Source organism: Variovorax sp. P4_B11, from assembly GCF_056402355.1.
The window spans coordinates 1-8487 of the sequence record NZ_JBFUHO010000120.1 but is presented as its reverse complement, the minus strand read 5'-3'; the positions used below and the strand labels follow the sequence as shown (position 1 = coordinate 8487).

7 protein-coding genes and 3 pseudogenes are annotated in these 8487 nt (G+C 60.8%); 6 read left to right on the top strand and 4 right to left on the bottom strand.

Annotation, left to right across the window (positions count from 1 at the left end; genetic code table 11):
• Positions 1 to 256: pseudogene (locus tag AC1DYD_RS40620) on the bottom strand (IS110 family RNA-guided transposase); the annotation flags it as partial.
• A gap of 315 nt (positions 257 to 571) precedes the next feature.
• On the opposite strand from AC1DYD_RS40620, the pseudogene AC1DYD_RS40615 reads away from it, so the two are divergent.
• Positions 572 to 775 (top strand): annotated as a pseudogene (locus AC1DYD_RS40615) (DDE-type integrase/transposase/recombinase); the annotation flags it as partial.
• Positions 776 to 964: 189 nt separating this feature from the next.
• Here the strand turns inward: AC1DYD_RS40615 and tnpA are convergent.
• Positions 965 to 1141 (bottom strand): annotated as a pseudogene (tnpA, locus tag AC1DYD_RS40610) (IS66 family insertion sequence element accessory protein TnpA); the annotation flags it as partial.
• Between the two features lie 393 nt (positions 1142 to 1534).
• Here tnpA and AC1DYD_RS40605 point away from each other — a divergent pair.
• Complete coding sequence (locus AC1DYD_RS40605; RefSeq protein ID WP_478178370.1) at positions 1535 to 3412, top strand: hypothetical protein; 1878 nt, start codon at positions 1535 to 1537, stop codon at positions 3410 to 3412.
• 172 nt (positions 3413 to 3584) lie between these two features.
• The gene (locus AC1DYD_RS40600; protein ID WP_478178369.1) at positions 3585 to 4355 is read left to right on the top strand and encodes a hypothetical protein; all 771 of its coding nucleotides are present in this window, start codon (positions 3585 to 3587) and stop codon (positions 4353 to 4355) included.
• Positions 4356 to 4515: 160 nt separating this feature from the next.
• Here the strand turns inward: AC1DYD_RS40600 and AC1DYD_RS40595 are convergent, their stop codons facing one another.
• Positions 4516 to 5067: a TniQ family protein gene (locus tag AC1DYD_RS40595; protein WP_478178368.1), complete on the bottom strand. Its 552-nt coding sequence runs from the start codon at positions 5065 to 5067 to the stop codon at positions 4516 to 4518.
• Positions 5030 to 5431 carry a TniB family NTP-binding protein gene (locus tag AC1DYD_RS40590; RefSeq protein WP_478178371.1) on the bottom strand — a complete coding sequence of 134 codons (402 nt, stop codon included), beginning with the start codon at positions 5429 to 5431 and terminating at the stop codon, positions 5030 to 5032. Before AC1DYD_RS40590 ends, AC1DYD_RS40595 begins: the two co-directional genes overlap by 38 nt.
• 50 nt (positions 5432 to 5481) lie before the next feature.
• Here AC1DYD_RS40590 and AC1DYD_RS40585 point away from each other — a divergent pair, with 50 nt between their 5' ends.
• The 3 genes from AC1DYD_RS40585 to tnpC all read left to right on the top strand — a co-directional run bounded on the left by AC1DYD_RS40585 (position 5482) and on the right by tnpC (position 7916).
• Positions 5482 to 5910, top strand: coding sequence for a transposase (locus AC1DYD_RS40585; protein WP_478178367.1), 429 nt, complete (start codon positions 5482 to 5484; stop codon positions 5908 to 5910).
• Positions 5907 to 6239: an IS66 family insertion sequence element accessory protein TnpB gene (gene tnpB / locus AC1DYD_RS40580; RefSeq protein ID WP_478178366.1), complete on the top strand. Its 333-nt coding sequence runs from the start codon at positions 5907 to 5909 to the stop codon at positions 6237 to 6239. The genes AC1DYD_RS40585 and tnpB overlap by 4 nt, the downstream gene beginning before the upstream one ends.
• A gap of 63 nt (positions 6240 to 6302) precedes the next feature.
• Positions 6303 to 7916 carry an IS66 family transposase gene (gene tnpC, locus AC1DYD_RS40575; RefSeq protein WP_478178365.1) on the top strand — a complete coding sequence of 538 codons (1614 nt, stop codon included), beginning with the start codon at positions 6303 to 6305 and terminating at the stop codon, positions 7914 to 7916.
• The last annotated feature ends 571 nt before the right edge of the window (positions 7917 to 8487 follow it).

The following is an 8487-nucleotide window of genomic DNA, read 5'->3' as shown; positions in this document are numbered from 1 at the left end:
CGGGCAGGAACTGCGCCGCGTGCAGGCGGGCGAGCGTCGCGGCGTCGATCTTGTCAGTCTTCACCTTGGCCCAGGCGATTGCGCGCACTTGCATCGGGTTGGCGATGGYCACGCGATGTACGAAGGGCGTCAGCAGCCGAACGATGACCGCCGTGTTGCCGGTCGCCTCCAGCACGACGTCGTCCTCCTTGGTCAGCGTCGCGGCAAAGGTCAGCACCGCATCACGGGCCATGGCGAAGCGACCATGATTCTTCATCAGGCCGTTCTCGAGGATCGCGACCTGTGCAAAGTTGCGATGAACATCCAAACCGATGACTCTCATAGGCGTCTCCTGCAGTGATGGACACACGGCGGAAGCTCGCGGGCAACACGACACTTACGGATTCGCGCTCGCAGCGCAACCGGGCAGATCGAAGGGGCAACCAGTTAACAACACGAGCTCGCAGCTCATCAGGTACTCCGGCCTGCCCGCAAGACATGCTCCCGTCGCCCCTATCCCGGTGCGGCGACGATACTCCGCCGAGGCATCGAACCTTGCGCCGGGAAGGCGCGAGGGATAAGCATGCCAGGTAACAACATGATCGAGCAAGACCATCGGGGCGTAAAGTCACGCATCAACCCGATKCTGGGGTTCAAGGTCTTCGACCGTGCTGCGGTGACGATCGCCGGCGTCGAGCTGCTGCACCGAGTTCGCAAGGGTCAGTTCAATCTCGGTCGGCTGCATGTTCGGGGCCAAGCTGCGCCCGCGATCTGGAATGCCGTGCTTTCGGCATAACCTGCGCGGCCCTCTGTAGACGTCGCTCGGCTTCCCCCAAACTTTGCACCAGAGCCGGCCGCCGCCCAGCTCTATGTGCAGGTCCACCGCGGTGTGATCGCGCACCGCGGATGCGCCGAGCAAACCCAGATCGACGAACGGTGGTTTCAATGTCGCACCCGTCGCAGACGTTGAGACGGCCGACGACACCGGCCGACGTGGAGATCCCAACCGCGAGCGCCACAGTCGGAAACTGCTGGGGCTCAACCCTTCACGCGCACAAAACTCCTGAACTGTCATCGCCGCACCGTCGAACCGCTTCATCAACACCTTCCACGCCTGTTCGTTCGGACGCCGACGTGTCTGTCCGGGCTTCGTAGCTTCCATGATCGCCTCCATGCAATGCTGATGCAGCCATTGTTCGAGCAACCATGGTCGGGCGGAAGAACGCCGCTCCGTTACCGCTTACCGCACGACTGTCGATCTCCGGGTTCGACTTTGGCCATATAGGAGATTGCATTGCTCAGACGGGGGTGGAGCACTGCCCCCAAAGAAACGGGCGGCTGCCATCAGGCAGTCGAAATCGAACCTACGCTCGCCTGGCGAAGGAGTAACTTCCCCCTTTGTGGGGATGTCCGGTAGCGGTCCGCGGTGCGATGATGCAACCTCGCAGTGCTAGAGAGACGGATAGCACGATGCCGGCGAATTACCGGAAGCCCGCGAACGCTACCGCGTTCCACAGGCAGCCGTTTGACGGATGCCGTAGCAAAGGAGGTTCACGTGCCCAGAACCCGAATTGAGTTCCGCTCCCTCACGCTATTCGAGGACGAGGAATCTGGCAGCACTCACATGGCGATGTACGCCACTGTGCGTGACAGCGGGGGCAACGTCCTCGGCACATTCCGGTGGAACAATGGGAACGGTGAGGTCAATGAAACCAACAACTATCCCCTGAACAATGACCCGAGCAACATCAGCGTCATCGACTTCGAACTTGACACGTTCGCGACGATTGGCGTGGAAGCCTATGCCGATGACGACCAAGACTGGCCTACAGCCGCCTCAAACGAGAATTCGCTAGGTAGCGCCAGCGTCACGTTCGATCCACGGGTCCCCGCGACGCTGGGATCGGTAGTCATCGGGCCGACCAAAACTGATAACGACAACACCGGGTATCTGGTGAACGTGGGCATTGCCGTGGTGGCTCCACAGACTGCAGCCAATGTTCGACTCAGGTTCGAGAACCTGATTCTTTACGAGGATGAAGAAAGCGGTGATACGCACATGGCCGTCTATGTCCGCGCGAAAGGCCCGGGCATTGACCGTGAGATCTTCCGTTGGAACAACGGAAACAACACCGTAAACGAAGTCAATTCGTACAACCTGGACAACAGTCCGAACCCCACGGAAGTGACTCTGCTGATGACCGGCCCTACCGCGATCATCGTCGAGGGTTATGCGGATGACGATCAGGACTGGCCCTCATTAGGCAGCAACGAGAACGCACTCGGCACAGCGATGATCGTGGTGGATCCGAGCGACCCGGGGTCTGCGGGGCAGCGGCAGTTTGGACCGACGTTGACAGACAACGGCAATCAAGGCTTCGTCATCAACGCGAGCGTGGACATCCTTCCCGCATCACCGCAGCCCGATCTGTCGATTGCAGGAGCGGAAGTAACACAGGCGATCCAGCATTTTCGATCCGCCCTTGGCGCCGATAACACCGTTCCCCTGGTGGCGAGCAAGCTTACCCTCGTGCGGGTTTACATCGACTCGGGGGTCGACCCTTCGATCAACGGAGGCAAGGTTCCAAATGTCACGGGAACCTTGACGGTGAGCGGCGGCGGGAACTTCACTCTAAATCCGATTGCCTCGTTTACCGCGCAACCCGTCGCGTCTGTGGACGCCACGAAATTTACCGACACTTTGAACTTTCTGATTCCCCCAGAACAAGCAAAAGGCACGTTGACATTGACCGTGGAGGCCACCGTCGGGACCAACGTGAGCAATCCAGAGGCGGCCACCGTGACCTTTACTCCGGTGGGAAAACTCAACGTTCTCATGGTGCGCGTGCAGACGCCAACCACCTCGGCTCCCACACGGGAGCAGTACTTTGCAGCAGTCAATCAACTGCCGCTCATTTATCCGATTCCGACCGATCCGGCGGAAGCGATTCAGTACTGGATCTTGCCGGGATCGGAAGTGGTCACGGCGAATCGCGATCTGACCACCCTCGACGGTATGGACGATTTCCTGGGCGATCTTGAAGACATCCAGGAGGACTCGGCGGACTACAAGAAGCTGTACGGATTGGTTTCGAACTCGTTTCCACTGAATCGTACGGGGGATTCGAGCCCGAGTGACAACGTGGCATTCGGATGGTCGTTCATCATGGAATCAGTAGGTCACGAGCTAGGTCATGTCTACGGCCTAGATCATGCTCCATGTGGCGGCCCGGACGATACAGATGATAATTTTGTCCCGTCGAACGGGCAGGTGGGCGAAGTTGGTGTCGATCCTGCCGGGCAAGCGGCGCTCCCGCCAACCAATGGCGACATCATGAGTTACTGCGGCAGCATCGGTGCCCCGCCGTATGAAAACGAGTGGATCAGCGCGTACGACTGGACCAAGCTGTTCAATACCTTCAAGGGGTTCTGAAATGAAGGAGCACGAGTGCGGATTGATTGAGAGTAGGGCGTTTCCAGGACCTTTCGTCAGAGTTCGCGGCCGACTCTCACGCGAAGGCGAGGTCCACTGGGATCTCGCCTTGCGAACGGAAAAAGGCGGAGCAGTTCAGAGCCCAGCCATGCGGATGCAGTCGGCGAGGTTCGTGGACCGCCAAGACAAGCACTGGGTGGATTTCCTGGATTACAGCGGTAGGGTTCTCGTCAGTGAGCCCGTCAGATTGCGCTTCTTGGCGAAAGAACAGCAGCGGGCGCCATTCACTGCGCGCCTGCCGTACCACGATCAGACCCAAATCATCCAAATCCGGCGAGGCGAACGCGTTCTGGGTCGGATGAGTGTGCCGACAGATCGGCCGTGTTTCACGTTGTTGTCGCCGGGGGCGGATGCCTGCATCAATCCCTCCGGGGTGCTACACCTGCGCTGGGCGCCTTGTGATTCCGAATACCCGATTACTTTCTACGTGCGCTACTCGCATGACGGTAGGAACTGGGTCAGGCCGGGTGTGAACCTAAATGTCAACGACTATTACCTCGATTTGCGAGAGATGCCCGGGGGCAAGCGATGTGTGGTTCAGGTATTGGGTACTAATGGCTATCGCACCTCGTACGTTCAGACCCGCTATTTCGAAGTTCCGGTCAAGCCTCCGGAGCTTTTCGTGGGCGAGGCCTTGGGCCCAGTGCTATTCGCCCAAGGATTCTCACGGCAGGAAGGGGCGCTCGACAGCGAAAACCTCGTGTGGCTGATCGACGGCGGCGCGACCTACCGCAGCGGCGGATCGCTAGACGTTCGGTCGCTTGGACCTGGAGTTCACCAGATCGGCCTACAGGTCCGCGACCATGCTGGGCAACAGTGCACTTGCCTGCTCGGTATCTACGACTCCCGTACGGGAGGGCGCCTTACCCAGCCGCCGCTTTAGGGGGAGGACAGCATTGTGGGGCAGCAACTCGTCAGCCCGACCTATCTTGAGAACGTCTATTCGTTCCGCCGTCTGGCGCCGGTTTTCGGTGAGCTCGTCACCCCAGTCACCTCAAGCGAGGCGCAGCTAAAGCCGCCATCGAAGCCCAGCTTATCCAGGCTCACAACGAGTTCCTAGCGCGCCTGGGTATGGTCCCGTTGCGTAGCTGGCGTTCCTGGCGACTCACCAGCGTAAGCAGCTTATCGAGGTTCTTACACGCGAGCACCCGACCGGCTGGCAGCGTCTGGAACTCATCCCCGTGGATCGGACACGCCGACAGGTGCTGGTCGAGCCACTCTCGCCGCCAGATCGGCGCTGCAACGTCCAGGGGATTCAGGAACACACACCGCGCGCAGTAGCAGAAGTTCGACCTCGATCCTTCCCAGGGAGGCGGAACCCGAATGTCGTTGATTCCTTGTCTACTGATCCTGGTCAGTGCCGCGAGGGGGGGCACCATGTTTTGCTGCAGCTTCGGCATCAGTAGCCACCCCCGTCCGTCCGGTGTCTCCCAGTCGAGCTCGCACGTCGCCGCGAACGCCTGCACGGACATTCTGTAGCGCGCCGCGATGCGACCAATCCAGCCACCCAACACCTCGGCTTCGAACGGCCTGGGTGCGAACGGTAGCGGGCGGTGGTTACTGATCAGCGAGTGCGACATGTTCCAGATGGGCAAGCGTAATCTGCTCCGAGCCATCGAGGACCGCGAGTGCCGCTGCTTCATTGAGCAGGCGTGAGATCTCGCCCGTCAGTCCGCCGCTCGCAACGAGAATGAACTGAACGATCGGCCGTTGCATCAGGTCCGAGGGCTTGCGCAACGGGAGTACGCGCTCGAAGGCGCCCAGCAGCCGCCGAAGATCGTCGCTCTCGCGCCACCGCGGAATCTCGAACGGCGTGAATCGGCTGATCATCTGGGGATCCGAGGCCAACGCCAGCGGCTCGTCGGCGGTGCCAACCACCACGATGCTGAACTTCAGGTCATTTGCCAGGAACTTGAGCAAGTTCAACGAAGCCCGCTGCTCGCGGTAGTTTCCGGCCAGAAGGGTATGCGTCCGGCGAACCCATCTTGAATTTGCGGAAGTAGCAAAGGATGCTCGTATCCACTAACTCTCTTGGTGGACACGTGCACACTATCTCTCCTCAGGCTTCCGGCGATCGCCGGCGACGCCGGCTGCATAGCGACGAGTTCAAGGCCAATGCAGTCGCCTCGGCCGCGCGGCCCGGCGTCTCGATGGCATCGGTGGCGATGTCTCTGGGTATCAATGCGAACCTGCTGCGCCGTTGGGTGCGTGACGCGGAGATGCCATCAGGCGGGACGGCGGAAGGCAAAGCACCCAAGGCCTTGCCCGGCGCGAAGCCCGAGGCCCCGTCGTTCGTTGCCTTGCAACTGCCCGCGCCGGTCGCGACGACGAGCGACATACGCATGGAAGTCAAGCGCGGCTCCACGACTGTGGTGGTGACCTGGCCGGCGGCACTTGCTGGCGAGTGCGGCACCTGGCTGCGCGAGTTGCTGCGGTGATCCGCATCGACGCCGTCTGGTTGGCGGTCGAACCGATGGACATGCGCGCAGGCACCGAAGCGGCATTGGGGCGTGTAGTGAAGGTCTTCGGTGAAGCCCGCCCGCATCACGCCTATCTGTTTGCCAACCGCCGCGCCAACCGCATGAAGGTCCTCGTGCACGATGGCATCGGCGTGTGGTTAGCCGCCAGGCGACTGAATGCCGGCAAGTTCGTCTGGCCACACGACGTGACTGGGACGCTGTCGCTCAGCAGGCCGCAACTCAATGCACTCGTTCTGGGACTGCCCTGGCAACGCGTTGGCGAGGCTGGAATCATCCGAGTTTTGTAGCGATGCGCAATTGATGAATGTGCCGATGTCATTGGCGTGATTCATCTGGCACGATCACCCTCCGTGATCGCCTCCCAGCAATTGGAATCGTTGGATCCGGAGCAGATGCGCCAAGCCATGCTGGCGCTGATGAGCGAGCTGTCCGCCAAGGACGAGCAACTGCGCGACAAGGCCGTAGAACTCGAGAGGTCGCAACGCGAGGCGGCCTTCAAACAAACCCTGATCGACAAGCTCACGCACGAGATGGCGGTGCTCAAGCGCCTGAAGTTCGCCGCCACGAGCGAGAAGTTCAGGGCGGGCCTGAGTGCCGAGCAGAGGAGCCTGCTGGAAGAGACTCTCGATGGCGACATCGCCGAAGTCACCGGGGAGATCGAACGGGCCATCGCCAATAACAAGGGCAAGGACAAGAAGGACAAGGAACAGCCAAAGCGCCAACCGCTGCCCGCGCACCTGCCGCGGCGCGAGATGCGCCATGAACCCGAGAGCACCGTGTGCAGCTGCGGTTGCCAGATGAAGCGCATCGGCCAGGACGTCTCCGAGAAGCTCGACTACGAGCCGGGCGTGTTCACGGTGGAGCACCATGTTCGCGGCAAGTGGGCCTGCGCGCATTGCGAGAAGCTGGTGCAGGCCCCCGTGGCAGCGCACATCATTGACAAGGGCATCCCCACCGCAGGCCTGCTGGCCCAGGTGCTGGTGGCCAAGTTCCTGGACCATCTGCCCCTGTACCGGCAGGAGCGCATCTTCCAGCGCGCCGGCATGGCCATCGCGCGCTCGACATTAGCGCAGTGGGTGGGCGAATGCGGGGCACAGCTGCAGCCGCTGGTAGACGCTCTGGAAGCCGAGCTGCTTCGCCACGACGTTCTGCACGCTGACGAGACGCCTGTTGCCATGCTCAAGCCCGGCAACAAGAAGACCCACAAGGCCTTCATCTGGAGCTTCTGCACGACCACCTTCAACTCGACCAAGGCGGTGGTATTCAACTTCGCCGAGACGCGCAGCGGCGAGAACGTGCGCAGATTCCTCGGCCAGGACGGCGACACGCCTTGGAAGGGAACGCTCGTCACCGACGGATTCTCGGGCTACAACGCGAGCATTGCGAAGGGCGTAACGGCTGCAAATTGCATGGCTCATGCGCGCCGAAAATTCCACGAGCTGTGGCTCAACCACAGCAGCAAGGTCGGAGAGAAGGCGCTGCGGTACTTCCAGGTGCTATTCAAGATTGAGGCGGAGCTCGGCGACCTTCCCCCAGACGAGCGACGACGAATTCGCAAGCGGAAGTCGCGTCGAGTGGCCGCGTTGCTCTACAAATGGCTTCTCCTGCAGAGGCAGCAAGTTCCGCCAGGTTCAGCCACGATCAAAGCGATCGACTACAGCCTGAAGCGCTGGCCGGCATTGACGCGGTACATCGAGGACGGTGACGTGCCGATTTCGAACAATTGGGTTGAGAACCAGATCCGCCCTATTGCAATTGGAAGAGCGAATTGGCTGTTCGCCGGCAGCCTGCGAGCGGGCAAGCGCGCCGCAGCGATCATGAGCTTGGTCCACTCGGCACGCATCAACGGGCATGATCCCTATGCGTACCTGAAGGATGTCCTCGAGCGGCTGCCGACCCATCCGGCAAGCCGGATCGATGACTTGCTGCCACACCGTTGGCAGACAGAGTCCGCCACGCGCTGACTGCCGTGCCCGTCGTCAAGACGGGTTCGCCGGACGCATACCCAGAAGGTGGTGAACTTCATCGACGATCAGCATGCCCCGGCGCGGCGCGATATTCCCCGTAAGGTAGCGACCGTTCTTGTAGAGAGAGACCCGACGATCTTTCCGGACTCGCCACTTGTAATCGAAAAGGCTACATCCTCGGCCGTAAAGCGCGCGGCGAAACCGGATCGGCGGCGATGTCCAGTACCGGCTATCGATTTCGTCAAGTGATCTGCATCAATCGATGAGCAATTGAAACCGTCCTTGAACTTCCTGCCGAACTCCTGACTTCCCGCCGAAAAAGAACCGGCTCCGGTCGTCTGAACACGCATCGACCTGAGTTAAGTGGATTGGCTGCGGTTTGATTCTTTCAATCTTCAAGGCCCCTGCCAGGCCGCCGGAGGCGCCCCGGTTGAGCCATGTACTCATGGTTCAACCCATCAGGCAGCCTCCTTCATCGCCGGCAGCGTGGCGAAGTAGACCATGTCCGGCGTGCGCCCGTCGTGCGACTGATGGGGCCGGCGCGCGTTGTAGAAATCGAAGTACGCGG

What these genes read in the sequence shown, in the direction of transcription:
- AC1DYD_RS40585 (WP_478178367.1), top strand. Translation starts at nt 5,482, where the DNA reads ATGCTCGTATCCACTAACTCTCTTGGTGGACACGTGCACACTATCTCT.